Below are 25,241 nucleotides of genomic sequence, written 5' to 3'. Positions count from 1 at the left end.
GCCACCCCTCTTGACAAGTTTTCATTCATTCCTAGAGTGACATGAAACTATTCATTCTCGAACAACGCAAGGACGGGAGGCCCGGGTTGTCCCGGTCGCTGCACGAGCTGCTCACCGCCCACCGGCTGACCCCGGCGCAGCGGCGCATCGCCAGCTACCTCACCGACCACGCGGCCGAGGCGGCGGCGCTGACCAGCGGCGAGCTCGCCGAGTACGCGCAGGTCAGCCAGCCGTCGGTCACGCGGTTCGTCGCGCTGCTCGGGTTCGACGGCTACGCCGGGTTCCGCCGCTACCTGCGTGAAGCGGCGGCCGAACCCGAGCCGGAGTGCGGTGGCAACAAGTTCCAGGCCGCCATCGACGCCGACCTGCGCAACCTCACCGCCCTGCGCGCGCAGCTGGCCGACGACACCCGCCTCAGAACGATCGCCGCGGAGCTCATGGACTCCGTCCCGCTCGTCGTCGCCGGCTACCGCGTCTCGGCCGCGCAAGCCGCGTCGTTCGCCTACCTCGCCACCAAGATCCACCCGGACGTCCGCCTGCTCACGGACCCCGGCAGCGTCTTCGGCGACGCCCTGCGCCACGCCCACCGGTCCGGCGCCCGGACGCTCGTCCTCGTCGCGCTCCCCCGCTACCCCCGGGAGAGCGCCGCGGCCCTCGATCAGGCTCGTGCACTCGGCCTGCGCACCCTCCTGATCACGGACCGGCCCGTCTCGGCGCTCACCCCGCTCGCCGACGACGTGCTGCACGCGGGCGTCGCCTCCGAGTTCGTGTTCGACTCCCACGCCGCGGTCGCCTCCCTGACCGTGGCGCTGGTCGAGGCGATGGCCGACGCGGCCGGCGCCCTGGCCCGGCAACGACTGGAAGGTTTCGAAGACTATGCCGCAGAGCAAGACCTCTTCCTCCCCGAGTGAGGCAGGGGCAACGGCGTTCGACGACGTCCATCGCCCTGCCGTTGATCGCGTCGCAGCTCGGGTTCGGCACGGTGTGGGAGGGGCTGCTCGGCGCGTCGGCGCTGATCGGGATCTTCCTCGGCAGCATCGTCGTCGGCTGGGCGGCGGACAAGATCGGCCGCCAGCGTCTGTACACAGTGGACTTCCTGCTGATCGCCGTCGCGTCGGCCGCCGAGTTCTTCGTGACCAGCCCGACGCAGCTGTTCGTCCTGAGACTGCTGATCGGCATCGGGATCGGCGCCGACTACGCGCTCGGGTCGACCCTCGTGGCGGAGTTCGTGCCCCGCAAGTACCGCGGTGGGCTGCTGGCGTCGCTCACCGTGTTGTGGACCGTCGGTTACGTCGCCGCGTTCTTCCTCGGCAACTACGTCGTGAGCCTCGGCGGCGAGTCGTGGCGCTGGCTGCTCGCGTCGAGCTCCATCCCCGCGATCGCCGTGGTGCTGCTGCGCATCGGCGTTCCGGAGTCGCCGCGGTGGCTGCTGTCGCAGGGCCGCGTCGACCAGGCCCGGGCGGTCGTGCGGCGGCTGCGCGGCGACGTCGAGGCGTTCGAGGACCTCGTGCGCAACCACGTCTCGGCGCGGCGCGTGCGCTACCGCGAGCTGTTCGGCAAGAAGTACTGGCGCAACACGGCGTTCGGCACGATCTTCTACAACGCCCAGGTGGTGCCGTACTTCGCCATCTACACGTTCCTGCCGCTGGTGCTGCTGAAGATGGGCGTCGGCGAGGAGGACACGACCAGCGACGGCCTGCTGAACCTATTCCTGCTCGCCGGCAGCCTCGGTGGCCTCTGGCTGGTGGCGAAGATGTCGCGGCGCGGTCTCACGATCTGGTCGTTCGTGGTCCTCATCGCCACCATGGCACCGATGGCGATCTGGCCCGACGCGCCGACCGCGTTGCTCTTCCCGCTGTTCCTGGTGTTCACGTTCACCATGTCGGCCGCCGTGAACCTCGACCAGGTCTACCCGCCGGAGCTGTTCCCCACCGACCTGCGCAGCTCCGGCGTCGGCCTGCTCAACGGCCTCAGCCGTGTGGGCTCGGCCATCGGCACCTTCCTGCTGCCCCTGGCCCTCGACGGCATCGGCTTCTCCCCCACCATGCTGATCCTCACGCTGGTGCTGGTCGGTGGCCTGGTCGTCTCCCTGCTGTGGGCACCGGAGACGAAGAACTCGACGATGGACTGATTCATCGCGCAGCCCCGGCCGCGAGCCGGGGCTGCGCGAGACCGGTTTTCAGGGCCGCGGCCATGGTCGCCACGCGGTGGCCCTGCGCGCGGGCCGCGGCCAGCGCCGGCTCGTCGACGGTGATCGAGCCGTCCTCACCCGTGATGTGGCTTGCGCCGTAAGGGTTTCCACCCGAGTCGTCGACGTGGCCCTTGAAGCCGGGCGGCACCAGCACGCCGCCGAAGTGGTAAACGGAGTTGTACAGCGCAAGCAGCGTCGTCTCCTGCCCGCCGTGCGCGGAGGCGCTCGAGGTGAACCCGCTGTAGACCTTGTCCACGAGCAGGTCGCGCGCCCACAGCCCGGTCAGCGTGTCGAAGAACTGCTTGAGCTGGCTCGCGATGTTGCCGAACCGCGCGGGCGTGCCGAACACGATCCCGTCGGCCCAGAGTAGATCTTCGTGCGTGGCAACGGGAACGTGGCCGGTCGCGGCCAGGTGCTCGCGCCAGCCCCGGTTGCGGGCGATCGCGCTCGCCGGCGCGATCTCCGCGACGCGCCGCAGCCGCACCTGGGCCCCGGCCGCCACCGCGCCTTCGCGCACGGCCTCGGCCAGTGTGAACACGGTTCCGGTCGCGGAGTAGTAGACGACGGCGATCCGGCAGCACCCTTCGGACATGACCCGCTCCCCTCGCTCTTCCGGCTCACAAGACCGTATCATTCAATACGGTTTCACTTGAAACATTGATCGAAACTCACCAACGTGACGCCCACCTCATCCCGCACGGGCGAGGACTCCCGCACGCGCCCGGTCCACCGTGGGGCGACGGGAAACCGACGAGAGGCACGGCTATGTCTGACTACATCCGGATGCAGGGAGCGGACCCGCGGGCGATGGACTCGACGAGGCCGGGCTTCGCCGAACCGACTGCGGCGAACGGCTGGACCGTGTTCGCGGCGACGATCGCGATGCTCGCCGGTTTCTTCAACATCATCATCGGGCTCGTGGCGCTGTTCAAGAACAACTACTACGTCACCGCGCCCGGTGGCTACCTCGTGCTGAACCTCACCGGCTGGGGCTGGCTGCACCTCATCGTCGGCGTGCTCGCGGCCGCCGCCGGCGCCGCGCTGTTCAGCGGCGCCGGCTGGGCCAAGGTCGTCGTGGTGATCCTGGCCGGGTTCAACGCGCTGGCGATGCTCGCGTTCATCTCGGCCGCCCCGGCGTGGGGGCTGATCGTGATCACGCTCGACGTGCTGGTGATCTGGGCCGTGATCGCCCACTCCGTGCAGACCGAAAGTTCACTCTGAGAGCTTGACGGACAAGACCTCACCCAGCGCGGGTGAGGCCTTGCCCGTGAGCGGGGTGCTGTCGACGTAGTGCATCTCGTACACGCGCTCGGTGAACTTCCAGCCGTCGGCCGTGCGCCGGTAGCGGTCGTGGTACACGGACTGGTTGAGGTGCGAGCTGCCGTCGCGCAGCCGCCCGAACTCCACGATGTAGGCGCGTCCGGTGGCGGTGTCGCCGTCGAGGCGGATCGAGCCCGGGTGCACGGTCTGCAGGAAGTACTCCCACAGGTCCCGGGCCCGTTCGATGCCCCGGCGGATCTCGGCGCGGCTCGCCAGCTCGATGCCGCCTTCGGGGATGCGCAGCACGCCGTCTTCGGTGAACAGCGAGGCGAGGCGGTCGTAGTCGTGCGTCATCCCGGCGTCGGTGAACTCCGCGCACAGCGCGCCGAGCTCGACGCGGTCGGCGATGGCCTGGAAGTCGGTCATGGTTCTCCTGTCACATCCTTCGTCCGTGGTCCGTCAACGTTCTGACGGACCACGACGGAGGAACCTGACAGTGGACGCGATTCTGGTGGACCAGTTCGAAGCGCACCGCGACCACCTGCGCGGGGTCGCCTACCGGATGCTCGGCTCGGTGACCGAGGCCGAGGACGCCGTGCAGGAGGCCTGGCTGCGCCTTTCGCGCGCCGACCCGGACGGCGTGGTGAACCTCGGCGGGTGGCTGACCACGGTCGTCAGCCGCGTGTGCCTCGACGTGCTGCGCTCGCGCAAGTCCCGCCGCGAGGAGCCGCTGGAGACGCACGTGCCGGACACGATCGTCGCGGCGGCGGACCCGGATCCCGCGGAACAGGCCGTGCTCGCCGATTCCGTCGGGCTCGCGCTGCTCGTGGTGCTGGAGACACTGTCGCCGGCCGAGCGGCTGGCGTTCGTGCTGCACGACCTGTTCGGCGTGCCCTTCGCGGAGATCGCGCCGATCGTCGGCCGCACTCCCGCCACCGCGGCCCAGCTGGCGAGCCGCGCGCGCCGCCGCGTCCGCGGTGCGGCACTGCCGGACGCCGACGTCGCCGCCCAGCGCGAGGTGATCGACGCATTCCTCGCCGCCTCGCGCTCAGGCGACTTCGACGCCCTGCTGGCGGTGCTCGACCCGGACGTCGTGCTCCGCGCCGACGCCGGCGTGGCCGGTGGTTCGCGGCTCGTTCGCGGCGCCGCCGCGGTGGCCGGCCAGGCCGTGCTGTTCGAACAGCTCGGCGCCGAAAGCCGGCCCGTGCTCGTCAACGGCGCGGCCGGCATCGTGGCCCTCCTGGACGGCAAGCCGATGTCGGTGTTCTGCCCGACGGTGCGCGCCGGCCGGATCGTCGAGATCAACATCCTCGCCGACCCGGAACGGCTCGCCCAGCTGAACCTGTGACGCTGAACCTGTGCCGCGGCGGCCGGTCAGACCGCGTCGGCGCAGGCCACCGCCTTGGGCGCGGGCTCCGGCTCGGCCACCGGCTCGTCGCCGGCCGGCTCGCCCGGCACCGCGAGCTGCCACGGGCGGGCGACAACCCACAGCACCACGCCCGCCAGCAGGATGCCGCTGAACATCACGATCGCCATGGCGGCCGCGTTGTTGCCGATCAGGCCCACGACCGGCGACACGGCCGCGCCGATGCCGAACTGCACGGCACCCAGGAGCGAAGCCGCGGTGCCGGCGTTGTCACCGTGGGAGTTGAGGGCGACCGCGGGCGCGTTGGGCAGGATCAGGCCGGCGAAGAACAGCACCGCCCACACCGGCACCGCGACGCCGAACATCCCGCCGAAGCCGGTGAGCGCCGTGAGCAGCAGGACCGCCGCGGCCACGACGGCCGCCACGCTCGCGACGAGCAGCACCTGGGCCGGCTCGTAGCGGTTCATCAGCCGCGCGTTGACCTGCGTCGCCGCGATCAGCCAGATCGCGCTGGCGCCGAAGAGCAGGCCGAACTGCTGCTGGTTGAGACCGAACTCCTGCTGGAACACGAACGAGCCGCCGCTGATGAACGCGAACAGCCCGGCCATCGCGAGGCCGGCCACGATCACCAGGCCGATGAACGAGCGGTCGGTGAGCAGCCCGCGGTAGGAGCGGACCGTCGCCTTGAACTCCCACGGCTGGCGGCGCGCCTTCGGCAGCGTCTCCGGCAGGGCCAGCGCCGCGGCGATCGCGCTCGCGAGCCCGATCACGGCGAGCACCACGAACACGCCGCGCCACTCGGTCCAGCTCAGCAGGGCGCTGCCGAGCGTCGGGGCGAGCACCGGGGACACGCCCATCACGAGGATCAGGCGCGACAGCAGCTTCGCGGCGTTGCGGTCGGTGTAGAGGTCGCGCACCACGGCCAGCGCCAGCACCGCGCCCGCGGAGGCGCCGAGGCCCTGCAGGATGCGCGCGCCGGTCAGCAGCTCGACGTTCGGCGCCACCAGGCACAGCAGCGAGGCGGCGACGTGGATCAGACTGCCGGTGATGAGCGGGATCCGCCGGCCGAACGCGTCGGACAGCGGCCCGACCAGCAGCTGCCCGAGCGCCAGCCCGAGGACGGTGCCGGTCAGCGTCAGCTGGATGGTGGACTCGGACGTGAGCAGGTCCTGCGCGATGGTGGGCAGCGCAGGCAGGTACATGTCGATGGACAGCGGGCCGAGTGCCACGAGGACACCCAGGATCAGCACCAGCTTGAGCTGTCCGCCCCCAGCGGACACTCGCGCGCCGGGTGCGGCTTCCAGCCTGTTCGTCACAGCATCTCCCTCAGTCGGTAGCCACCTCACTCCTACGACGAACGGGGCTCGCCTATTCCGACATCCTGCCCACATCACACCGCGCCTTTTTGCGCGTGACACCTCGTGGTTGTGCCGCTACGACAAGGCAATCCGGAATTCACGTGCCGGAAACGTCCACAGTAGACAGTTCGTATACGACAGATCGCTCACGAGGGGAGGCTCTGTCATGGTCGTGGCGTACGGCTGCGGCCGCCCCGCGCAGCTCGTGCTCAACCGGGCGCTCGGGCGCGACCTGGCCCACGCGGCCCAGACGGTTTTCACGGGTTCCGCCGGGATCGGGCAGCCCAGGACCGAGCGGACCGCATCGTCGGCGGACACGCAGCGAACGCGGCGGATGCAGCAGGTCAGCGGCGCGTCCGCGGCACTTCCAGGGCCGGCGGCGAGGCTGAAACAGACGACGAACGACGCGGCCTCCAGGCCGGGAACGGTACCGAACGCGTCGGAACGGACACTTCCGGCACGACCGAGGTGGACCTAGCGTGCGAAGCAGGTACCGTCGCCGAGGGGGCGGCGGGCCGATCCGGAAGGCGGCCACCATGCCGATCCTCAGCGCCCTGGGCGGCGTCCACCACCTGCGGCTCACCGTGACCGACCTCGACCGCTCGCGCGCCTTCTACACCGAGGTGCTCGGCTTCGGCGTGGCGGCCGAGTCGCCGGGCAGCCCGGACGACCCGGCCATCCGGGCCGACCGCGAGGCGCTCTACGGCGGAGTCGTGCTCGCCAACGAGAACCTCGTCCTCGGCCTGCGTCCCGTGGCCGACAAGGCCGACCGGTTCGAGTCCGAACGCGTCGGGCTCGACCACCTGAGCTTCCAGCTCGGCTCCATGGCCCGGCTGCGGGAAGCGCAGGAGCGCCTCGACGCCACGGAGGTCGTGCACGGCACGATCCGCGACCTGCCGGCGTTCGGCATCGCGATCCTGTCGGTCGACGACCCCGACGGCATCCACCTGGAGCTCACCGCCGCGCTCGAATAGTCCACTCAGGACGGTCCGGTGCACGGATGCCGGTACGGACGGTCAGCAGTCGTTGCTCCCGGCGACCCTTGATCATTAGGGTCGGCGCATAAGCCGACCCGAAGAGGAGTCCCCATGAGCGGCCTGCCGGCCACGATGCGAGCGGCGCGGTTCGACGCGGCGTCGAAGAAGCTGAGCGTGGAGACGGTGCCCGTGCCGGCCCCGGGACGCGGTGAGGTCGTGGTCAAGGTCGCGGCGTGCGGGATCTGCCACTCGGACCTCTCCCAGCTCGACGGGGCCTTCACCCCGCGGCAGCCGGTGATCACGCCCGGGCACGAAACGGCCGGCACGGTCGCGGCCGTCGGCGAAGGGGTGAGCTTCTGGTCGCCGGGTGACCGCGTGGTCGTGGCCGCGGGCCGGCCGTGCGGCACGTGCCGCGAATGCCGCCACGGCGGCGGGATCGACTCGTGCGAGAAGCTCCAGATCATGGCCTTCGACTACGACGGCGCCTGGGCCGAGTACCTGCTCACGCCCGCGACGACGCTGGTCGGCGTGCCGGACCACGTGCCGCTGGAGCAGGCCGCGGTGCTGGCCGACGCGGTGTCGACCCCGTACGGCGCCGTCGACACGGCCGGGCTGCGCCCCGCGGAAGCCGTGGGCATCTGGGGGCTCGGCGGACTGGGCACGCACCTGGTGCAGCTCGCGCGCATCTGCGGCGCGTCGCCGATCGTCGCGCTCGACCCGCTGCCGGCGGCCCGCGAACGCGCGCTCGGCCTCGGCGCCGACTTCGCGCTCGACCCGCTCGACGAGGCCACGCCGGACAAGCTCGCGGAGATCACCGCCGGCCACGGCCTCGACGTCGCGTTCGACTGCGTCGGCCGCGGCGCCAGCCTCACGCAGGCCGACCGCGCCCTCGGCCACCGCGGCCGGCTGGTGCTCGTGGGCATGTCCCCCGATCAGCTGGACCTGGGCGCCGAGCTGAACTTCGTGCGGCGGCGCCACACCGTCGTCGGGCACCTCGGTTACCGCATGAAGCACCTGGCCGATCTCGTGGAACTGGTCGCCCGCGGGCGGCTGGACGTGTCGGGCTCCGTGAGCGCGATCCTGCCGCTGGAGGAAGCCGCCGAGGGCGTGCGGCGCCTGCGCGAGCACGAAGGCGACCCGATCCGGATCCTGCTTCGGCCTTGACCCTGACGTCGCAGGAGGGTCCAGCATCGAGGGCGTGACCGAATACACCAGTCCCGTCCCGATGCCGGCCCTCGACGCGATCGCGCCGGAGCCCTACCGCGGCATCTACGGCATGCCCATGTTCCCGATGATCCCGACGGCCGACCTCGAGGAGTCGAAGGACTTCTGGTTGCGCGGCCTCGGGTTCATCGACCTGTTCTCCATTCCCGGCCGGATCACCCACCTGCGGCGGTGGGCGTTCCAGGACGTGCTGCTCGTGCCGGGTGAAGTCGGGCCCGCCTCCGCGTTGGCCATCAGCTTCTCGTGCGTCCTCTCCCAGATCGACGAGGTCGCCACGCGGTGCGAACAGCTGCGGCCGGGCTGCACGAGCGGTCCGGAGGAGAAGCCGTGGAACTCCGTCGAGCTGACGGTGCAGACACCCGAACGGGTGCGGATCGTGATGACCGCCGCCCGGCCGATCGACCCGGACAGCGTCCAGGCCGCCGAGCTGCGCGCCGTCGGAATCGACGTTCCTCGGGGATGAGCCACACTGGCCTGATGAGCGAAGGCCTCACCGTCGGCCGGACGGCGGCGCTCGTGGGGGTCAGCGTGAAGACGCTGCACCACTGGGACGCCATCGGTCTCGTGCGTCCGAGCGAGCGCACTCACGCGGGGTACCGGGTGTACTCGGGCGACGACATCGCCCGGGTGCACCGGGTCCTCGTGTACCGCGAGCTGGGGTTCCCGCTCGCCGAGATCGGCCGGCTCCTCGACGACCCGGCCGTCGACGCCCGCGAGCACCTCCGGCGCCAGCGCACCGAGCTCGTCGACCGGATTTCCCGCCTGGAGACGATGGTGTCGGCCGTCGACCGCATGCTGGCCGCCGCGAAGACCGGCATCCAGCTCACCCCGGAACAGCAGGTGGAGATCTTCGGCTCCGACTGGCGCCCGGAATGGGTCGGCGAAGCCGAAACCCGCTGGGGCGACAGTCCTCAATGGACCCAGTACGCCGAACGCGCCGCCGCGCTGAGCCCTGCCGACTGGCGGGAAGTCACGGCTCGCGTGGAAAAACTGAACGCCGACCTGGCGACCGCGCACCGGTCCGGCGTCATCCCGGGCTCCGCCGAGGCCAACGCCTTGGCCGAACGCCACCGCGCGGCCATGACCACGTACTTCGACTGCCCCCACGCCCGCCACGTCTGCCTCGGCCGGCTGCTGGCGGAGGACGAGGGGTTCGCGGGCTACTACAGCGGGTTCTCGCCGAACCTGGCGCCGTGGCTGCGCGAGGTGATCAACGCGAACGCCGCGGCCCACGGCGTCGACCCGGAAACCGCCACCTGGGACTGACGCGCTCGCCCGGCCGACCAGGAAGTGCCCGCCGGCGGCGCAGTGCGACCAGCCCCGCCGGCGAGCGTTCCCCCCGTGCGGCGGCGCCTCACCGCCGCCGCACGCGACCCGGACCGCCGCGGGCCGTCCCCCGACGACGTCTCACGGCGGTCCGGAACCCGGATCAGTCGGTGACGAGCTCCGACTTGTGCTCCCGCAGCCACTCCTCCAGCGGCTTCAGCCGCGGGTTGATGCGGCGCGCACGCTCGAGGTCGCGGGACTCGACGAACGAGTCGGCGGCGTCGGCGTAGAACTGGTACATGTTGCCGACCTCGACGGCGCCCGGGTAACCGGCGGCGCGCGCCTCGTCGTGGGTCTGCGGCCGGTAGACGACGTCTTCGCCGAGCACCTTCGCGAACAGCTCGGCCAGCTGGACACCGGTGTAGTGAGCGCCCGCCAGGCCGACCGTGCGGCCGATGTAGGTGGGGCCCGCGAGGAAGATGCCGTAGGCGGTGCGGCCGATGTCCTCCGACGCGACGAGCGCCATCACGGCGTCGCCCATCGGGTTGGTCAGCTCGAGCTTTCCGTCGGCGCCACGGTGCACGCCCTGGCCCTGCAGGAACGCCTCGTAGTAGAAGGTGGTCTCCAGGAACGTGGTCGGCACGCCGTGCTCGGTGAAGAACCGGTTGGCCTCACCCTTGGCGTCGAAGTGCGGCACCGTGTACTTCTCGAGCAGCGTCGGCAGCTGCGTGCCCTGGTGCGCGAAGTGGGGACGCGTGTCCTCCAGCGTGGACCAGACCACGTGCTTCAGGTCGGCCTTCTTCGCCGCGCGGGCGGCGGTCTCCGCCTGGTCGAGCTCCATCTGCGCCCGCGTGCGCGCCGCTTCCTCCTCGGGCGTGCGCTGGACCCAGAAGTTCGTGACCACGTAGGCGCCATACGCGCCTTCGAACGCGCGCAGCACGCTGGCCTCGTCGTCGAGATCGGCCACCACGACCTCCGCACCGCGCGCCGCCAGCTCCTTCGCCGCCGGGGACTCGACGTCGCGGGTCAGCGCACGAAGGCTGAACGGTCCCTGCGGGTCGTCGAGAATCGCACGGGCCAGACCACCGCCCTGCGAACCGGTCGCTCCCACCACGGCAATGATCTTCTTGTCGGTCATCGGGTTTCCTGCCTCTCTCGTCGGATGTTCGCCGAACGAGTTCCAGGTTGTCCCTCTTTTCCGTGCGGCACCTCGCCACACCGTGGGTACCCACGGCGGGGGACGGCACGGGCTGTCACAGCCAGCCGCGCTCGTCGGCGACCCGCAGCGCTTCCATCCGGTTGCGCGTCCCCGTCTTGGCGATCGCCGCCGACAGGTAGTTGCGCACCGTGCCCTCCGACAGGTACAGCGTGGCCGCGATCTCGGCCACCGAGACCCCCGACCGCGCGGCAATCAGCACGTCGCGCTCGCGCGCGGTGAGCGGCGACTCCCCCGCCGCCAGCGTCGCGACGGCCAGCGCCGGATCCACCACGCGCTCACCGGCGACCACGCGGCGGATCGCGTCGGCCAGCGTCTCGGCCGGGGCGTCCTTCACCACGAACCCGACGGCGCCCGCCTCCATCGCGCGCCGCAGGTAGCCCGCGCGCCCGAACGTGGTCAGCATGACCACGCGACAGCCCGGCGCTTTCTTGGCGAGCACGGCCGCCGCGGCCAGCCCGTCGAGGCCCGGCATCTCGATGTCCAGCAGCGCGACGTCCGGCTGCTCCGCCAGCGCCGCGTCCACCACCTGGTCACCGCGGCCGACCGACGCGACGACCGCGAAGTCGTCCTCCAGCTCCAGCAGGGCGCACAACGCCTGGCGCACCAGGGCCTGGTCGTCGGCGAGCAGCAGGCGGATCGTCATGCCGGCGCTCCGTTCATCGAACGCGGCGCGGGCATCGACACGCACAGCCGCCACCCCCGCGGCTGCACCGGCCCGGCCTCCATCCGCCCGCCGGCCTCGGCGACGCGTGAGCGCAACCCGTCCAGACCGTTGCCGGCAGCAGCCACCGCGCCCGCTCCGTCGTCGCGCACTTCCACCTCCGAAGCCGAAATCCTGACGGTGCAGCTCGTCGCGCGGGCGTGGCGCGCGACGTTGGTCAGCCCCTCCCGCACGACCCAGCCGAACAGCTCCTGGTGCGCGCCGTCGACCACGTCCGTCGCCGTGGGCAGGTCGGCCGTGACGCCCGACGCGCGCAGGAGCTCGCGGCCGCGCGCCAGCTCACCGGCCAGGGTCACGTCGGGACTGCCCGACACGGCCGCGCGCACGTCGGCGAGCGCTTGGCGCGAAAGGCGTTCCACCTCGCCGATCTCCTCGAACGCGCGTTCCGCGTCCGTCTTCCCGAGCCGGCGGGCGAGATTGCTCTTCACGGTGATCGCGGTGAGCGAGTGCCCGAGCAGGTCGTGCAGGTCGCGCGAGATCCGGGCCCGCTCGGCCTCGGCCGCGAGCCGCTGTACCTCCGCGCGCGCCTCGACCAGCGCCCGGTTCGCCCGGACCGCCTCGGAGAAGGCGTAGACCATCAGTGCGGTGAACACGAGCGCGATCGCCTGCGACCACGCCGGCCCGGAGTGCCACGGCCGTACGGCCGGCGGCACCACGATCGCCGCCAGTCCGGCCCCCAGGAGCACCGCCACCGCCGCCCGGCCACGCAGCAACCGCATCAGAAACGCCACGACGACCGCGGCCAGGAAAAACGCGTCGGCCTGCGCGAAGGGCAACGCGGCGAGGAACAGCACCGCCTGCGCGCCCAGCGACCACCAGAACACCCGCGGGGCCACGCGGTCCGCGGCGATCGCGGCCACCACGTAACAGCAGCTGAACAACCCCACGAGCACGCAGCCCACCACCGCGGTGGTGCCGCCGCGCGGCACCAGGCCGGCCACGGTCACCGCCGGGTACACGAGCATGCCGGCGTCGAGGACGAACCTGCGCCGCCCGAGCACCCAGCGATCGACGTTGTCGTCCACGTCGGGCACGCTACCGGGATCGTGGTCAGGACCGCGCGAACAACGAGCGGACGTGCCGCCCGTTGACGATCAGCACCACACCCAGCAGGAGCAGCGCGCACACGCCCTGCTCGGCTCGCAGCCACACCGGGAACGCGCCGGGCAGTGCCGCGATGACGACCAGCGCCACCAGCATGATCGCGGTGACCAACCGCAGCCGCAGGTAGGCGCGGCGCGAGCCCTTGCTCGTCCGGAGGGTGAAGGACAACGTGAGCAGGGCACTGGCCACGACGATCACCGTCCGCACCCACACGGCGTCGGTGACCATCGCGGAGTTGTTCCGCAGCAGGACCACCGCTCCGACGGTGAGCACGCTGAGCGTGAGGTAGGCGATGACGAGCAGTCTCGTGGTGCGGAAGGCCGAGAGGCTGCGCGGGTGGTTGAGGTTTTCGTGGGACACGGCGGCGGATCCGGCGTTCATGACTGTCCTTTCCGGACGGTGTGGAGTGCTCCCCTTGTGCTCCACTCATCCTGGGCGCACGCGCCGGCTCGCAGCAGTGAGCCGGCGCGTGAAGCGCCCATGACATTTGTCAGGAATCCGACGGCGGCCCCGTTTCCGTCAGCTTGCCGTCGGCGAGCGTGAGCCAGCGGCCGAGACCCAGGTCGGCGAGGAAGCGGTCGTCGTGGCTCACGACCACGAACGCGCCCTGGTACGCGTTGAGCGCGCCGGTGAGCTGCTCCACGCTGGCGAGGTCGAGGTTGTTCGTGGGCTCGTCGAGCAGGAGCAGCTGCGGCGCCGGCTCCGCGCACAGCACGCACACCAGCGTCGCCCGCAGCCGCTCGCCACCCGAGAGCACGCCGACCGGCAGGTGCGCCCGCGGTCCGCGGAACAGGAAGCGGGCGAGCAGGTTCATCAGGTCGGCCTCGGGCAGCTGCGGCGCGGCCGCGCGCAGGTTCTCCGCCACGGTGCGGTCGTCGTCCAGCAGGTCGAGGCGCTGCGAGAGGTACGCGACGCGGCCGTCGGCCCAGGTCAGCAGCCCGCTGTCGGGTTCGAGCAGGCCCGCGATGAGCCGCAGCAATGTCGACTTGCCGACTCCGTTGGCGCCGATCAACGCGATCCGCTCCGGCCCGCGGATCGCCAGCGTCGCGCCTTCACCGGCGAACAGCTCCCGCACGCGCAGGCGCTCGCCGTGGAACACCGTGCGCCCGGCGGGCACCGCGGTGTCGGGCAGCTCCAGCACGATCGTGTCGTCCTCGCGCGCGGCGCGGTCGGCTTCGTCGAGCCGGGCCTTGGCGGCGCCGAGCCGCTGGGAGTGCATGTCGTTGGCCTTGCCGGCCGACGACTCCGCGCGCCGCTTGATGTTGCCGAGCGCGATGCGCGGGATGTCGGAGCCGGTGCGGGCGCCGGTGGACGCCCGCCGCGCCGCGCGCTCGCGGGCCTGCTGCAGCTCGCGTTTCTCGCGCTTGACCTCCTGCTCGGCCGAGCGCACGTTCTTCTCCGCGACCTCGCGCGCGGCCTTCTTCGCGCCCTCGTACTCGGTGAAGCTGCCGCCGAACAGCCGCAGCGAACCGTGGTCGAGCTCGGCGATCCGGTCCATGCGGTCGAGCAGGTCGCGGTCGTGGCTGACCAGCAGCAACGTGCCCTTCCAATCGCCGAGCACGGCGTGCAGGCGGCGTCGGGAGCCGCGGTCGAGGTTGTTGGTGGGCTCGTCGAGCAGCAGCACGTCGGGCTGTTTCAGCAGCTGCGCGGCCAGGCCGAGCGACACGATCTGGCCGCCGCTGAGGGTGTCGAGCCGGCGGTCGAGCCCGACGTCGCCGAGCCCGAGCCGGTCGAGCTCCGCGCGGGCGCGCTCCTCGATGTCCCAGTCGCTGCCGACTTTCGCGAAGTGCTCTTCGCTCGCGTCACCGCCTTCGATGGCCGCGAGCGCGCGCACGATCGGCGCGATCTCCAGCACCTCGGCCACGGTCGGCTCGCCGGCCAGCGGCAGCGTCTGCGGCAGGTAGCCGAGCACGCCGTCGGCGGTTACCGAACCGGCGAGCGGGTGGAGCTCGCCGGCGATGAGCTTGAGCAGGGTGCTCTTGCCGGCGCCGTTGGGCGCGACGAGACCGGTGCGACCCGGCCCGAGCGTGAAGGACAGGTCTTCGAAGACGGGGGTGCCGTCGGTCCAGGAAAAGGACAGGCCGGTGGCGACGACGGAGATCTTGGACATGACAGGACTCTCAAGCTGCGATGCGGGCGTGCGTGAGCCGCCCGGAGAACGACAGGGCAGGGTTTGAAGGAGGAGACGAAAAAGTGCGGTGTCGCGGCGGTCGAAAACCGACCGTGCGCACCGCTGTCGTCGCCGGATTCACCCGGAGATGTCGTCCTCAGCCACCATCGCGGTGGTCAACTCCCTGGAAACTCGTCCTGCAAGTTCCCCGCGATCGTATCAGCCGAGAGCCGCGCGCGCCGTCACCCGTCCGTCGCGAATGGACGGACGGGTGACGAACGCCGAGGTCAGGAGGTCTTCGGCCGGTGGCCGGGCTCCTGGTGCGGGAAGCTCTGCTGCGTGGTCGGGATGGGCGGCAGCTTGAACTGGCTGACCTCGTACTGGGCGAGGTTGTACTGGCCCGTGGTGTCGGGCAGCGTCGGCGCGTGCTTGGTCGCGTCGTGGAACCGGAACGCCGAGGTGAGGTCGCCCACGGTGCGGCGGCGCCAGTCGGTGATGTTGGTTTCGCGCACGCCGGTCACGTGCTCCAGCAGCCGCAGCTGCGAGGTGTGGTCGGACAGCTCCGAGCACACCCAGCCGCCGACGGTCCACGGCGACACGATGATGCACGGCACGCGGAAGCCGAGGCCGGTGGGCAGCCCGGCGCCGTCGACACCGGTCACCGACGTCTTGAACACGAACTCACCCGGGGTGCCGGGCTTCGGCGTGGGCGGCACGACGTGGTCGAACAGGCCGTCGTTCTCGTCGTAGGACAGGATGAACGCCGTCTTGGCCCACACGTCGGGGTTGGCCGCGATGGCGTCGATCTTGCCGGCGACGAAGGTCGCACCGGCGGCGGGCAGGCCGGCCGGGTGCTCGTCGAAGCCCGCCGGCGGCAGGATCCAGCTCACGGTGGGCAGCTGGTCGTGGGCCGCGTCGTACTCGAACTGGCCGAGCGGCTGCGGGTTCATGCACTTCTCGAACAGGTCGTCGCCCGGCTTCGCGTTGAAGTACTGGGCGATGTGCTGGATCGCGGCGAGCCCGGTGACCGAACCCGGCTGGTGGTAGACCTTCCAGCTCACGCCGGCCTCGGTGAGGCGCTCGGGGTAGGTCTTGAACGAGTACTGGCCGTTGGGCGCGCTCGTGGTGAGCGACGGGCCACCGAAGTCGCCCGCGGCGTCGATCGTCCCGGCCATCCACATGTGCCGGTTCGGGCCCGTGGGGCCGAGCACCGAGCAGTGGTAGGAGTCGAGGATCGTGAACGCGTCGGCCAGCGCGTACTGGAACGGGATGTCCTCACGGGTGAAGTAACCCATGGTGTACTGGCCGTTGGTCTCGCCGTCGGCGGCGCGGTGGGCGGGCAGCCACTGGTCGTTCTTGCCGCCGTTCCAGGCCTGGTGCTGCACGGCCCACTCGTGGCTCGTCGACGGGATCGCCTGCGCGGCGGTCGACTTCGTGTCCAGGTGGTAGGGCAGCAGGTAACCCTTGGGGTTCTTCGTGTCCTTCTGGTAGAAGACCGAACTGCCGTCCGCCTGGCGTGCGACGTGGGGGTCGCCGAAGCCGCGGACGCCGGACAGCGTGCCGTAGTAGTGGTCGAAGCTGCGGTTCTCCTGCATCAGCATCACGACGTGCTTGATGTCGGAGATCCGGCCGTTCTTCGGGGCGGGGGAAGCGATCGCCTTGCGAACGTTGGCCGGCAGCGCCATCGCGGCGGCGGCGAGACCGCCCGCGGCGGCCGCGGAACCCAGGAGGCGTCTGCGCGTGAAACCGTTGCCCTGGTCGGTGTTCTCGGTCATCGAGGTCCTTTCGGGGTGGGAGCCACGAGGAACACTCGTCCGCCGCGGTGAGCCGTTCGCCCAGGAGTGGATGAGCAGTGGCTGAACTTCGGCCGAACTCGCCATGGCGCAGTGACGTGCGTAACTCGATTTCCGGACGAAGCGGTGGAACCAGACGTAGGATGCGTCCACTGTGGAGTGTCATTTTTCCCGTCAGCGGAACGGCCGGCGGTTGCTAGGGTGCCGGTGTGAATCGCACGATCGCGGTGAACTACCCCGCGCCGATCCCGGTCGGCCACGTCGTCGAGGTGACGGAGTTCGCGGACACGCGCCCCGAGAAGAAGCGCCGCGGGTTCGACATGAGCGAGGCCTTCCGGCACCCGGTGCTGTTCGACCGGACCACCGGGATCCGCTACCTGAACCACGTCCACGCGGCCACGGGCGGCAATGGCGGGAACACGTTCACCCCGGTGCTCTACCCGGTAGTCCCCCGACCGGACCTCGCGGTGTCGGCCGTCTGGCTGGGCACCGTGGTGGCGTGCGCGCTCGTGATGAACGAGGGGCTGAACGGGCAGCACACCACGTTGGTGCTGGCGCCGGCCTGACAGGTCAGCCGGCCGGGCCTGCGGCCCGCGCCGAGCTCGGGGGAGATCGTGCGCGCGGTTTCAGGCGGAGCGCAGGTTGGTGGCGAAGTCGCCGTCGCCGGCGCGGCGGTCGAGGTCGGTGAGCTCGCTCCTCGGCCTTGACCACGCCTTCGTTGGCGACTTCGGCTTCGGCCGGCCTCGCCGTCGTCCGACGCCTCGGCAAGGCCCAGGTCGGCCACAAGACCATGGTCGACGCGATGGCCCGGCCGCCACGGCCCTGTCCGAAGCCGCCACCCGCGCCGACCCCCTGCCCACCGCGCTGCGCTCCGCCGCTGACGCCGCGGACGCGGGCGCCGCCTCGACCTCCCGGCTGCTGGCCAAACGCGGCCGGGCGAGCTACGTCGGCGAAAACGCCCGCGGCGTCACCGATCCGGGGGCGCTGACGGTCGCGTTGTTCTTCGAAGCGGCCGCCTAGGGTCCTTTGTGGAGATCCGTGTGCGCTGGTCTTCTTGACGTTCCCTTGTGGAAGATCAGGGCATGGCCGGGGCCTGGCGGGGGCCCATGGCCGCGCCGGCGATGACCAGGACGGCGCCGACCAGGAGGAGGATCGGGCCGAGGCCCAGGGAGGGGAAGTTGCCCCAGTAGAGGGTGGCGATGCCGGCGACGTGGAGGATCAGCATGACGGCCGCGCGGCCGCTGAAGACCGTGCGGTACCACCAGAAGCTCGCCCGCGTGAGTTCGCGGCTGCGGATGCCGCTCAGCAGGAACGCCGAGCGTTTGGCCCGGAGCGCGCCGAGCGTCCACGGCAGCACCGACGCGGCGGTCGCGGCGGTGATCAGGAAGGCGAGGAACTGCACGTACGTCGCCGCGAAGCCGGAGGCGGCCGCGTTGTCGCTGGCGGCCTTCACGAGGTCGAGGAAGGTCATCGTCACCGACTGAGTGCCGTTGGTGAAGGTGATCCACGAGACGCCGAACAGCGCGACCAGCTCCAGCACCACGCCGAGCACGGCCGGGATCGCGCCGAGGCCGGGCTGGGTCAGTGGACCGGCCGCCTGGCCCGGCTGCTGGGGAAAGCCCTGTGGCGGCTGCGAGAACGGCTGCTGCGGAGCGCCCCACTGCTGCGGCTGCCCGTGCTGCGGGAGGGGTTGCTGGTAGCCCGGCGGTAGGTCGCCGGCCTGCTGCGGGTACCCGGCCGGGCCCGCCTGCGGGTAGCCCGGCTGAGCGGGCTGCCCTTGCGGCGGGGTGCCCCACTGCTGCGGCTGACCGTGCTGGGGCAGGGGTTGCTGGTAACCGGGCTGCGGGTACCCGGCCTGGTTCGGCTGCGGGTAACCCGGCTGGCCCGGTTCCCCTTGCGGCTGCGCGTAACCCGGCTGCGACCCGGCGGCCTGGCCGAACCCCTGCTGCGCCTGGCCGGTCTCGGGATGCCACTGCGGCGGCTGACCCGGCTGTCCCGGCGCCGGATACCCCGCCGGGCCCCCCTGCTGACCTTGCGGATAACCCTGCGGTTGCTGACCCCCTGGGTGGCTCATGATCCAGGATCGTAGCCGCCCCCGGGGGATTCCACCGAGTCGTCAGGACAATGGCTTGTCGAGCACCGCTTTGAGGTTGCTGAACGTGTCGATGGAGTACCTGCCGTGGTAGCGGCCCATGCCGCTTTCGCCGACGCCGCCGAACGGGAGTTCCGGCGCGACGAGGTGCAGCACCGGCATGCCGAACGTCACCGCACCGGAGGAGGTTTCGGTGAGGATGCGCTGTTTGACCTCTTCGGACCCCGTGAAGGCGTACAGCGCCAACGGTTTGTCGCGGCCCGTGATGAACGTGATGGCGTCGTCCAAAGACGACACGGCCAGCACGGGCAGGATCGGCCCGAAGATCTCCTCGCCCATCACGGGTGCGTCGGGCGCCACCTCGGCGAGCACGGTCGGTGCGATGAACTTGGCGTCGCGGTCCGTCTGACCGCCGGTGACCACGCGGCCGCTGGCCAGGAGCTGCGACAGCCGGTCGAAGTGCCGGGTGTTCACGATGCGCCCGTAGTCGGGGCTCGCCGCCGGGTCGTCGCCGAACTTCGCCCGCAGCGCCTCCGTCAGCAGTGGTTCGAGGCGCGCCGCCGTGTCGCCGATGGCCAGCACGTAGTCGGGCGCGACGCAGGTCTGGCCGGCGTTCATGAACTTCGTGTCCACGATCCGCTGCGCGACCACCTTGAGGTCGACGTCGGTGTCCACGATCACCGGGCTCTTGCCGCCCAGCTCCAGCGCCACCGGCGTGAGGTGCTTCGCGGCGGCGGTCATCACGATCCGCCCGACGACGCCGTTGCCCGTGTAGAAGATGTGGTCGAAGTGCTGCTCCAGCAGCTCCGTCGTCTCCGGGATCGCGCCCTCCACCACGGCCACGGCCTCGGGGTCGAGGTACGCCGGCACGTGGCGCGCGATGGCGGCCGACACCGTCGGTGAAAGCTCGCTCGGCTTCACGACGGCGGCGTTGCCCGCGGCGAGCACCCCCACCAGCGGCGCCAGCGCGAGGTGCAGCGGGTAGTTCCACGGCCCGATGATCAACGCCACGCCCAGCGGCTCCCGCACCACGCGCCCTTCGGCGGGCAGCAACCGCTCCGGCAGCCCGGCGGGTTGCGGCGCGAGCCACTCGTCGAGGTGTTCCAGGGTGTCGTCGACCTCGTTGACGATGAACATCAGCTCGGTGCGCCGGGCCTCGGTGGCGTTCTTCGCGAGGTCGGCTTGCAAGGCGGCGAGGAAGTCGTCCTCCTGCTCCAGCAGCATGCGCTTCAACGCGCCGAGCTGCTCGCGCCGCCACGACAGCGGCTTGGTGCGGCCGGAGGCGAACGACTTGCGCAGGCGGGAAACCACGTCCGGGATCATGATCACGACCCTACTGTGTTGTCAGTTGCCAATCCGACCACAGTTGCGGCGGGGCGACCGCGGCAGCCACTCGGCGCGCCCGGACCCGCGTGGCACGAGGATCGTCGACAACTCACCCGGCGTCTCCGACATCCGCACCTGGTCGGTCACGCCCTGGTAGAGCCCCAGCGGCGTCTCGGCCGTGAACGTCTCCGGGTCGACATACGCGTGCAGCTCACCGGTGCCGGCGACCGTGCGCGAGTACTCCTTGTCGAACACACCCAGGCTGATGATCCACAACGCGATGCGCGTCAGCGAGATGTGGATGCGGTAGCTGCCGCCTTCGGTCGCCCGGCGCATCAACGCGGCGCAAATCCCGGTGGTGGCCAGCCACGGCACGAGGTAGTCGTTGACCACGCCGATGTGCGGCAGCACGGGCTGGTCCGGCGAGCCCTCCAGCGTCATCATCCCGGCGACGCACCCCGCCGTCTGGTCGAAGCCCACGCGCTGCGCCCACGGCCCGCGCTCGCCGTGCAGCGACACGGTCGTGTGGATGATCCCCGGCCGGAGCTCCGCCGCGCGCTGGGCGGACAACCCGAGCCCAGCGACGAGGCCCGGCCGGCGGTTGGCGTAGAAGACATCCGCGCCCCGCACCAGCTCGTGCACCTTCGCCAGCGCCGTCTTGTCCCGCAGATAGTCCACTGTGGCCGATCGGACGCCGACGTTCGCCGTCGAGTACGTCACCGGGTTCTCCCACTCGGTGGGACGCCACAGGTTCAGCGCGTCGGCACCGTGCTGCGCCAGCGCGCGCCCGATGGCGGCGCCGGCGATCACGTGTCCCATACCCAGCGCGCGCACGCCGTCGAGCGGCTGACGAGCGCCCTCCGACAGCGGTTCGGGGTCGGAGTCGCCGATCTTCTCGATCTCGATCAACGGCAGGTCCGCGAGCACGTCGCGGTATTGGCGCGTCTGGAGGAACTCCTCCGTGCTGCGCACCATCGGCATCACGAGCCCCGCGTCGGCGCCGGCCTCCTCCAGGTCGAGGGCGTTCCAGCGGGCGACGGCGTTGGCCACGGCGGGTTCGTCGTCGTAGGTGCGCAGGAGCTTGAGCGTGGCGGACTTGAGCTTGGGGTAGATGTCGAGCGGCATCACCCAGCGGCCGTCGCCGGCACGGTAGAACTTGAGCGTGAACGGGCTGCCCGGGTCGGCCGTGTTGGTGGGCGGCAGGCCGTTGATCAGCTCCCACTTCTTGTCGTAGAACGGGCACAGCCGGTGCGGCGCCGTGCGAACGTCCATGCTGATGTCCTGGCCCGGCCCACCGCGGTGGCGCCACAACGCGGCCAATGCCACGGACTTCGCGACGAGCCCGATCGCCGGCGCCGCGCCCAGCCGTACCGCGCTCGGCACGATCGGGTCCGCGCCGAGGAACTCGACGCTGCCACCACAGTCCTTTTCGGACAGTCCGGCGTCGGCCAGCACTTCGGCCAGCGCGGCGTGGATGTCGAACCGGTCGTCGGCCTCGGAACGGATGGGGTTGGCGAGCGCTTCGCGGATGCGGTCGGTGACGGTCATCGCTGCTCCTGTCCCGGTGTGGTCCCCAACGCCCTCATCACGGCGATCTGCTTCTCGTCCCGGGCCTTCGCCAGCTCGTCGATCGTGCCGCCGAAGTCCTCCGACTGGGCGCTCAGCAGCGCGACGGTCGGTTCGTCCAGGTCCGGCGTGCCCAGCTGGCCCCAGCGTTTCTGCAGGCCAGGGCCCAGGTGCTCGAGGAAGTGCGGCAGCCCGCCGGCCCCGCCGCCCAGGTGGAAGCTCAGGAACGGCCCGCTCACCGCCCACCGCTGCCCGAGCGAGGACGTGACCACCTCGTCGAGCTGCTGCTCGGTGACCACCCCCTCGGCGACCAGGTGCACGCACTCGCGGAAGATCGCGGCCTGCAGCCGGTTCGCGACGAACCCGGGCACCTCCTTCGCCAGCACGATCGGCTTCTTGCCCAGGCTTTCGTAGAACTCGACGGCCCGCGCCACGTTCTCCGCCGACGTCTTCTCCCCCGGCACGACCTCCACCAGCGGAATCAGGTGCGGCGGGTTGAACGGGTGCCCCACCACGAGCCGTTCCGGCTGCCTCAGCGCCGTGGCGATGTCCGTGGCGGGGATGCCCGACGTGGACGTCAACAGCAGGGCGTGCGCCGGAGCGTGCGCTTCGATGGTGCTGAAGATCTGGTGCTTCAGATCGAGCCGTTCGGGCCCGTTCTCCTGCACGACGTCGGCCTGCGCGACCGCCGTCGCGAGGTCCGGTTCGAAGCGCACCGCCAAGTCGTCTGCCGGCAAGCCGAGTTCCCGCAACGCCGGCTTCAGCTCCTCCAGCCCGGCGCGCACGGTGTCCTCGATGCCGGGCGCCGGGTCGCTGACCGTCACGTCCAGGCCGCGCGAGGCCATCAGCCCCGCCCAGGACACGCCGATGACCCCGCCACCGACGATGGTCGCCTTCATGGTTTCCCCTCAAGCCAGGTAGTCGTGCACGACCGCGAGCCGGCCGAGCGTGAGGTCGGTCAGGAGGTGGCCGGCCGACACGATCTCCAGCACCGGCAGGTCGGCCAGCGGCGCCAGCGCGTGGGCCACGAGGTGCAGCCGCGCGGGCCCGGTCCAGGCGCCCTTGATCGTCACGTCGGTGATCTGGCTGCGCGCGAGCTCGCAGATGCGCGGGCGCCCGTCGTAGCCGGGCACGATCTTGAGCATGAACGTCGGCGCGGTCAGCTCCGCACGCGCCTGGGCTTCGTCGAGCGTGCGGTGCTTGTACCCCATCGTGGCGAGCGCGACCTGGATCGAGCCGTAGTCGAGCGAGCCGACGAGGGTGTCGGAATCGGTGTACAGCCTGGGTTTGCCGAGCTTCTTCGGGTACGCGGCGACCTCGCGGCCGCTCGCGATGGCGGGCAGGCTGTCCACGTACATGCCGAGGATGAACTCACCGGCTTCGTCGCCGTGGCGCACCATCGCGACCTGGCCCGACTCGGTGTAGTCGCCGAGGCCGGTCACGTCGGGCATGCGCATCACCTCGAACCGCACCAGCGGCTCGTCGACGACCAGCGGTTCCGGCACGAGCGCCCGCAGCGCCGCCGGATCCGTCCGGTAGGTGATGTTCAGGTATTCGCGGTCGGTGAAGCGGTAGGGCCCGCGCGGGAAAGCCGGCGCGGCCAGGGGCGTGGTGAGCTGGGCGAGGACCTCGTCCTCACGCATGAGCGACTTCCCGCAAGATCACGAATCGCAATCTACCTGCGACTTTCCGCCGCCGCATCTCGATGGCGGGCATGATGGGCGCCATGGCCGCACCGACCTTCGACTTCGACGCCGAGCTCCAGCGCTACCAACCGCTGCTGCGTGAGGCCGCCGCCGTGGGACCCGGCGACACCGTGCTCGACCTCGGCTGCGGCAGCGGGGCGACCACCCGCGAAGCCGCCCGCCTCGCCGTGCGGGGCTCCGCGCTCGGTGTGGACGTCTCCGCGCCCGGCGTGGAGGCCGCGCGCCGGCTCGCGGTGGCCGAAAACGTCACCAACGTGCGGTTCGAGCTGGCCGACGCGCAGACGCATCCGTTCCCCGACGCGCACTTCAGTCTTGCCTTCAGCCGGCTCGGCACCATGTTCTTCGCGAACCCGGTCACCGCGTTCGCCAACGTCGCCCGCGCGCTGAGGCCGGGCGGGCGGCTGGTGCAGCTCGTGTGGCAGGTGCGCGACCGGCAGGAGTGGGTGTCGGAGATCAGCCGGGCGGTCGGCAACCCGCCGGTGCCGCACACCAGCCCGTTCACCCTCGGCGACCCCGCTGTGGTCCGCGAAGTGCTGACCACAGCGGGGTTCTCCGACGTGCAGCTCGCCGGCTTGTCCGAACCCCTTTACTACGGCCCGGATCCCGCGACCGCCGCCGATGTCGTGCGGCCGTTGCAACTGGTCAGCACCGCGCTCGACCCGCTCGACGAAAGCGAGACTTCGCGGGCGCTCGAGCGGCTTCGCGAAGTCATGGCCGAACACCACACCGCCGACGGCGTGTGGCTCGGCTCCCGCGCGTGGCTCATCACCGCGCGCCGAGGCGCCTAGAAGCCCGCCAACCCGTCCGGAGTGCCGACACCCGTCGGGGCGTCGTAACCGGCGGCGGCGACGCACAGGTAGTCGCCACCGCACTTGTGCCCGCCGGAGAGCCGGTCGTTGGAGCCCTCGGTGACGTCGAAGAAGTGCGCCGCCGCGGCGTAGACCGTGGCCGCGGACGTGGTGCCCGCGTGGCCGGCCCGGGCGATCAGGCCGGCGACGAACGGCGCCGACGCGCTCGTGCCGTCCGCGGTGAACCAACCACCGGCCGGCCCGAAGTAGAGCGACAGCTGCTCGGCGACGGCGGAAACGTCCGCGACCGTGCGGTTGCGGCAGTGCGTGTCCTTCTGCCACGCGGGTTTCGCGACGTAGGCCGAGCAGCCGCTGCCGCCCGAGACCCACGCCGTTTCCGAGAAGCCACGCGGCGACGAGTCGTGCGCGAGCACCGTGCCGCCGACAGCCACCACGTTCGGCAGCACCGCCGGATAGCTCGCGGCGGTGTACCCGGCGTCACCCGACGAGACGACGGTGGTGACGCCCGGGTGCTGGTAGCTGTCCGCGTAGGCGAGCGAAACACCGCTCTCGCGTCCGCCGTAGCTGTTGGTCACGATCTTCGCGCCGAGCCGCACGGCCGTGTCCTCCGTGGCGGCCAGGTCCGGGAACTGCGGGCTGTCGCCCTCCACCACCAGGATCCGGCACGACGGACACGCCGCCGACACCATCGATACGTCCAGTGTGGACTCCAGGTTCCAGCCGAACTCCGTCCCGGGCAACGGCGCGGCCTCACCACGTTGGTTCACCTTGCGGAAGCAGCCGGTGTCCGAAGTGCACGGTGGCAGCCCGTACTGCGCGCGGTAGGTGTTGAGGTCGTGCTCCAGCGTCGGCGAGTCGTAGGCGATGGAGATCGCCACGAGGTCGCCCGGACCGGCCTCGGCGGGAAGCCGGTACGCGGCCGCGAGGTCCGTGGCGCCCCAGCCGTCCGGAACGTCGGCCGCCGCGGCGGAGGTGGGTGGGACGTAGCTGCTCAGACACCGTGCCAAGGTCGGGCCGACAGCGCCGCAGGCCGTGCGGGGTCCGGTGACGGCGTCCGCCGAAGCGGTGGTGGCTGTGGTGGAGGCGAGCGCCGCCCCCAGGATCGCCGTGACGGCGAGGATTCTGCTGAACCGATCGAGCACAGTGGACACTC

General features: G+C 71.2%; 26 protein-coding genes. 11 read left to right on the top strand and 15 right to left on the bottom strand.

What is annotated here, in order from left to right; all coding sequences use genetic code 11:
* Positions 1–41: 41 nt before the first annotated feature.
* On the top strand, positions 42–911 hold the full coding sequence (locus tag AB0878_RS11505) for a MurR/RpiR family transcriptional regulator (protein ID WP_366578902.1): 870 nt from the start codon (positions 42–44) through the stop codon (positions 909–911).
* Positions 908–2,131, top strand: coding sequence for an MFS transporter (locus tag AB0878_RS11500; protein WP_366578900.1), 1,224 nt, complete (start codon positions 908–910; stop codon positions 2,129–2,131). The genes AB0878_RS11505 and AB0878_RS11500 overlap by 4 nt, the downstream gene beginning before the upstream one ends.
* A gap of 1 nt (position 2,132) precedes the next feature.
* Here AB0878_RS11500 and wrbA read toward each other — a convergent pair whose 3' ends face one another.
* Positions 2,133–2,783: an NAD(P)H:quinone oxidoreductase gene (gene wrbA, locus AB0878_RS11495; protein WP_366578898.1), complete on the bottom strand. Its 651-nt coding sequence runs from the start codon at positions 2,781–2,783 to the stop codon at positions 2,133–2,135.
* Between the two features lie 173 nt (positions 2,784–2,956).
* Between wrbA and AB0878_RS11490 the strand changes: the two genes are divergently transcribed.
* On the top strand, positions 2,957–3,412 hold the full coding sequence (locus tag AB0878_RS11490) for a hypothetical protein (RefSeq protein ID WP_366578896.1): 456 nt from the start codon (positions 2,957–2,959) through the stop codon (positions 3,410–3,412).
* On the opposite strand, the gene AB0878_RS11485 is transcribed toward AB0878_RS11490, so the two are convergent.
* Positions 3,404–3,877: a nuclear transport factor 2 family protein gene (locus tag AB0878_RS11485; protein ID WP_366578895.1), complete on the bottom strand. Its 474-nt coding sequence runs from the start codon at positions 3,875–3,877 to the stop codon at positions 3,404–3,406. The genes AB0878_RS11490 and AB0878_RS11485 overlap by 9 nt on opposite strands.
* Before the next feature lie 64 nt (positions 3,878–3,941).
* Here AB0878_RS11485 and AB0878_RS11480 point away from each other — a divergent pair, with 64 nt between their 5' ends.
* On the top strand, positions 3,942–4,799 hold the full coding sequence (locus AB0878_RS11480; protein WP_366579350.1) for a sigma-70 family RNA polymerase sigma factor: 858 nt from the start codon (positions 3,942–3,944) through the stop codon (positions 4,797–4,799).
* A gap of 26 nt (positions 4,800–4,825) precedes the next feature.
* Here AB0878_RS11480 and AB0878_RS11475 read toward each other — a convergent pair whose 3' ends face one another.
* Positions 4,826–6,133 (bottom strand): Bcr/CflA family multidrug efflux MFS transporter, encoded by a 1,308-nt coding sequence (locus AB0878_RS11475; protein WP_366578893.1) that lies wholly within the window; start codon positions 6,131–6,133, stop codon positions 4,826–4,828.
* A 578-nt stretch (positions 6,134–6,711) separates the two neighbouring features.
* Here AB0878_RS11475 and AB0878_RS11470 point away from each other — a divergent pair.
* The 4 genes from AB0878_RS11470 to AB0878_RS11455 all read left to right on the top strand — a co-directional run bounded on the left by AB0878_RS11470 (position 6,712) and on the right by AB0878_RS11455 (position 9,642).
* Positions 6,712–7,149 carry a VOC family protein gene (locus AB0878_RS11470; RefSeq protein WP_366578892.1) on the top strand — a complete coding sequence of 146 codons (438 nt, stop codon included), beginning with the start codon at positions 6,712–6,714 and terminating at the stop codon, positions 7,147–7,149.
* Between the two features lie 114 nt (positions 7,150–7,263).
* A complete protein-coding gene (locus AB0878_RS11465) occupies positions 7,264–8,316 on the top strand; it encodes a zinc-binding dehydrogenase (protein ID WP_366578890.1) in 1,053 nt (350 codons plus the stop codon).
* A 34-nt stretch (positions 8,317–8,350) separates the two neighbouring features.
* Positions 8,351–8,839 (top strand): VOC family protein, encoded by a 489-nt coding sequence (locus tag AB0878_RS11460; RefSeq protein WP_366578888.1) that lies wholly within the window; start codon positions 8,351–8,353, stop codon positions 8,837–8,839.
* Positions 8,840–8,853: 14 nt separating this feature from the next.
* Positions 8,854–9,642: a MerR family transcriptional regulator gene (locus tag AB0878_RS11455; RefSeq protein ID WP_366578886.1), complete on the top strand. Its 789-nt coding sequence runs from the start codon at positions 8,854–8,856 to the stop codon at positions 9,640–9,642.
* A 163-nt stretch (positions 9,643–9,805) separates the two neighbouring features.
* On the opposite strand, the gene AB0878_RS11450 is transcribed toward AB0878_RS11455, so the two are convergent.
* From AB0878_RS11450 to AB0878_RS11425, 6 genes are all read right to left on the bottom strand, one after another.
* Positions 9,806–10,780: an NmrA/HSCARG family protein gene (locus AB0878_RS11450; RefSeq protein ID WP_366578884.1), complete on the bottom strand. Its 975-nt coding sequence runs from the start codon at positions 10,778–10,780 to the stop codon at positions 9,806–9,808.
* A 115-nt stretch (positions 10,781–10,895) separates the two neighbouring features.
* Positions 10,896–11,504 carry a response regulator transcription factor gene (locus AB0878_RS11445; protein WP_354881654.1) on the bottom strand — a complete coding sequence of 203 codons (609 nt, stop codon included), beginning with the start codon at positions 11,502–11,504 and terminating at the stop codon, positions 10,896–10,898.
* Positions 11,501–12,607: a histidine kinase gene (locus AB0878_RS11440; protein ID WP_366578882.1), complete on the bottom strand. Its 1,107-nt coding sequence runs from the start codon at positions 12,605–12,607 to the stop codon at positions 11,501–11,503. The genes AB0878_RS11445 and AB0878_RS11440 overlap by 4 nt, the downstream gene beginning before the upstream one ends.
* 25 nt (positions 12,608–12,632) lie before the next feature.
* Positions 12,633–13,067 carry a hypothetical protein gene (locus AB0878_RS11435; RefSeq protein ID WP_366578880.1) on the bottom strand — a complete coding sequence of 145 codons (435 nt, stop codon included), beginning with the start codon at positions 13,065–13,067 and terminating at the stop codon, positions 12,633–12,635.
* Positions 13,068–13,176: 109 nt separating this feature from the next.
* Positions 13,177–14,796 carry an ABC-F family ATP-binding cassette domain-containing protein gene (locus AB0878_RS11430; protein WP_366578878.1) on the bottom strand — a complete coding sequence of 540 codons (1,620 nt, stop codon included), beginning with the start codon at positions 14,794–14,796 and terminating at the stop codon, positions 13,177–13,179.
* Between the two features lie 287 nt (positions 14,797–15,083).
* The gene (locus AB0878_RS11425) at positions 15,084–16,571 is read right to left on the bottom strand and encodes an alkaline phosphatase family protein (RefSeq protein WP_366578877.1); all 1,488 of its coding nucleotides are present in this window, start codon (positions 16,569–16,571) and stop codon (positions 15,084–15,086) included.
* A 227-nt stretch (positions 16,572–16,798) separates the two neighbouring features.
* On the opposite strand from AB0878_RS11425, the gene AB0878_RS11420 reads away from it, so the two are divergent.
* Positions 16,799–17,155, top strand: a complete 357-nt coding sequence (locus tag AB0878_RS11420; protein ID WP_366578875.1) for a hypothetical protein — start codon at positions 16,799–16,801, stop codon at positions 17,153–17,155.
* A gap of 118 nt (positions 17,156–17,273) precedes the next feature.
* Positions 17,274–17,609, top strand: coding sequence for a DAK2 domain-containing protein (locus tag AB0878_RS11415; protein ID WP_366578874.1), 336 nt, complete (start codon positions 17,274–17,276; stop codon positions 17,607–17,609).
* Between the two features lie 55 nt (positions 17,610–17,664).
* On the opposite strand, the gene AB0878_RS11410 is transcribed toward AB0878_RS11415, so the two are convergent.
* Genes AB0878_RS11410 through AB0878_RS11390 form a run of 5 tightly spaced genes read right to left on the bottom strand, consistent with a single transcriptional unit; the run spans position 17,665 to position 23,216 of the window.
* Entirely contained in the window at positions 17,665–18,663 is a 999-nt protein-coding gene (locus tag AB0878_RS11410) for a hypothetical protein (protein WP_366578872.1), read from the bottom strand.
* Between the two features lie 42 nt (positions 18,664–18,705).
* The gene (locus AB0878_RS11405) at positions 18,706–20,004 is read right to left on the bottom strand and encodes an aldehyde dehydrogenase family protein (RefSeq protein WP_366578870.1); all 1,299 of its coding nucleotides are present in this window, start codon (positions 20,002–20,004) and stop codon (positions 18,706–18,708) included.
* Positions 20,005–20,025: 21 nt separating this feature from the next.
* Positions 20,026–21,555, bottom strand: a complete 1,530-nt coding sequence (locus AB0878_RS11400; RefSeq protein ID WP_366578868.1) for a CoA transferase — start codon at positions 21,553–21,555, stop codon at positions 20,026–20,028.
* On the bottom strand, positions 21,552–22,472 hold the full coding sequence (locus AB0878_RS11395; protein WP_366578866.1) for a 3-hydroxyacyl-CoA dehydrogenase NAD-binding domain-containing protein: 921 nt from the start codon (positions 22,470–22,472) through the stop codon (positions 21,552–21,554). The genes AB0878_RS11400 and AB0878_RS11395 overlap by 4 nt, the downstream gene beginning before the upstream one ends.
* A 9-nt stretch (positions 22,473–22,481) precedes the next feature.
* Entirely contained in the window at positions 22,482–23,216 is a 735-nt protein-coding gene (locus AB0878_RS11390) for an acetoacetate decarboxylase (RefSeq protein ID WP_366578864.1), read from the bottom strand.
* 83 nt (positions 23,217–23,299) lie between these two features.
* Here AB0878_RS11390 and AB0878_RS11385 point away from each other — a divergent pair, with 83 nt between their 5' ends.
* A complete protein-coding gene (locus tag AB0878_RS11385) occupies positions 23,300–24,067 on the top strand; it encodes a methyltransferase domain-containing protein (protein ID WP_366578862.1) in 768 nt (255 codons plus the stop codon).
* Here the strand turns inward: AB0878_RS11385 and AB0878_RS11380 are convergent.
* Positions 24,064–25,230 carry a S53 family peptidase gene (locus AB0878_RS11380; protein WP_366578860.1) on the bottom strand — a complete coding sequence of 389 codons (1,167 nt, stop codon included), beginning with the start codon at positions 25,228–25,230 and terminating at the stop codon, positions 24,064–24,066. The two genes, AB0878_RS11385 and AB0878_RS11380, sit on opposite strands and share 4 nt — an antisense overlap.
* Positions 25,231–25,241 lie beyond the last annotated feature (11 nt).

The sequence above is a fragment of the Amycolatopsis sp. NPDC047767 genome (genome assembly GCF_040704195.1).
Classification (GTDB): Bacteria; Actinomycetota; Actinomycetes; order Mycobacteriales; family Pseudonocardiaceae; genus Amycolatopsis.
This window is presented reverse-complemented; position numbering and strand designations above follow the sequence as displayed.

Excerpts from the sequence above, each read along its gene's own strand:
- AB0878_RS11505 (WP_366578902.1), top strand. The coding sequence starts at position 42 with ATGAAACTATTCATTCTCGAACAACGCAAGGACGGGAGGCCCGGGTTG.
- wrbA (WP_366578898.1), bottom strand. The coding sequence starts at position 2,783 with ATGTCCGAAGGGTGCTGCCGGATCGCCGTCGTCTACTACTCCGCGACC.
- AB0878_RS11490 (WP_366578896.1), top strand. The coding sequence starts at position 2,957 with ATGTCTGACTACATCCGGATGCAGGGAGCGGACCCGCGGGCGATGGAC.
- AB0878_RS11485 (WP_366578895.1), bottom strand. The coding sequence starts at position 3,877 with ATGACCGACTTCCAGGCCATCGCCGACCGCGTCGAGCTCGGCGCGCTG.
- AB0878_RS11470 (WP_366578892.1), top strand. The coding sequence starts at position 6,712 with ATGCCGATCCTCAGCGCCCTGGGCGGCGTCCACCACCTGCGGCTCACC.
- AB0878_RS11465 (WP_366578890.1), top strand. The coding sequence starts at position 7,264 with ATGAGCGGCCTGCCGGCCACGATGCGAGCGGCGCGGTTCGACGCGGCG.
- AB0878_RS11455 (WP_366578886.1), top strand. The coding sequence starts at position 8,854 with ATGAGCGAAGGCCTCACCGTCGGCCGGACGGCGGCGCTCGTGGGGGTC.
- AB0878_RS11450 (WP_366578884.1), bottom strand. The coding sequence starts at position 10,780 with ATGACCGACAAGAAGATCATTGCCGTGGTGGGAGCGACCGGTTCGCAG.
- AB0878_RS11445 (WP_354881654.1), bottom strand. The coding sequence starts at position 11,504 with ATGACGATCCGCCTGCTGCTCGCCGACGACCAGGCCCTGGTGCGCCAG.
- AB0878_RS11435 (WP_366578880.1), bottom strand. The coding sequence starts at position 13,067 with ATGAACGCCGGATCCGCCGCCGTGTCCCACGAAAACCTCAACCACCCG.
- AB0878_RS11430 (WP_366578878.1), bottom strand. The coding sequence starts at position 14,796 with ATGTCCAAGATCTCCGTCGTCGCCACCGGCCTGTCCTTTTCCTGGACC.
- AB0878_RS11425 (WP_366578877.1), bottom strand. The coding sequence starts at position 16,571 with ATGACCGAGAACACCGACCAGGGCAACGGTTTCACGCGCAGACGCCTC.
- AB0878_RS11410 (WP_366578872.1), bottom strand. The coding sequence starts at position 18,663 with ATGAGCCACCCAGGGGGTCAGCAACCGCAGGGTTATCCGCAAGGTCAG.
- AB0878_RS11405 (WP_366578870.1), bottom strand. The coding sequence starts at position 20,004 with ATGATCCCGGACGTGGTTTCCCGCCTGCGCAAGTCGTTCGCCTCCGGC.
- AB0878_RS11400 (WP_366578868.1), bottom strand. The coding sequence starts at position 21,555 with ATGACCGTCACCGACCGCATCCGCGAAGCGCTCGCCAACCCCATCCGT.
- AB0878_RS11395 (WP_366578866.1), bottom strand. The coding sequence starts at position 22,472 with ATGAAGGCGACCATCGTCGGTGGCGGGGTCATCGGCGTGTCCTGGGCG.
- AB0878_RS11390 (WP_366578864.1), bottom strand. The coding sequence starts at position 23,216 with ATGCGTGAGGACGAGGTCCTCGCCCAGCTCACCACGCCCCTGGCCGCG.
- AB0878_RS11385 (WP_366578862.1), top strand. The coding sequence starts at position 23,300 with ATGGCCGCACCGACCTTCGACTTCGACGCCGAGCTCCAGCGCTACCAA.